The organism is Streptomyces sp. SID1328, from assembly GCF_009865595.1.
In the GTDB taxonomy this organism is placed as follows: Bacteria; Actinomycetota; Actinomycetes; order Streptomycetales; family Streptomycetaceae; genus Streptomyces; species Streptomyces griseoluteus.
The window spans coordinates 1-572 of the sequence record NZ_WWKH01000316.1; the positions used below are offsets into that span (position 1 = coordinate 1).

Consider the following 572-nt stretch of genomic DNA (forward strand, 5'->3'; position numbering starts at 1 on the left):
TGGGCCGCGTGGGCCGCCTCGGCGAGGGCGCGGGGTGCCACGCAGGCGCGGGTCGCGGCCAGGGCCGGGGTGGACACCGGCCACAGGGGCTGGGCGCGTTCCAGGGCGGTCACCGTCTCCGGGGGCGCGAGGAGGTAGCCGACCCGTAGCCCGGCCAGGCCCCAGGTCTTGGTGAGGCTGCGCAGCACCACCAGGCCGGGCACGTCCGTCCGCCCGGCCAGCGCCTCCCGCTCACCCGGCACCGCGTCCATGAACGCCTCGTCCACGACCAACGTCCGCCCCGGCCGCGCGAGTCGGGTGAGCGCTCCGGCCGGGTGGAGCACCGAGGTCGGGTTGGTCGGGTTGCCGACGATCACCAGATCGGCGTCCTCGGGCACCGAAGCCGGGTCCAGCCGGAAGCCGTCCCGTTCGCTCAGCAGGACCCGCTCCACCGTGTGCCCCGCGTCCCGCAGCGCCGCCTCCGGCTCGGTGAACTGCGGATGCACCACCACCGGCCGGCGCACCCGAAGCGCACGGGCCAGCAGCACGAACGCCTCCGCCGCGCCCGCCGTCAGCAGCACCCGCTCCACGGG

At 76.9% G+C, this 572-nt stretch carries 1 protein-coding gene; it reads right to left on the reverse strand.

The window, feature by feature from the left end; genetic code table 11:
- Positions 1 to 572 (reverse strand): aminotransferase class I/II-fold pyridoxal phosphate-dependent enzyme (locus tag GT030_RS09250; protein WP_161200677.1); only part of this gene is annotated, 572 nt, incomplete at both ends.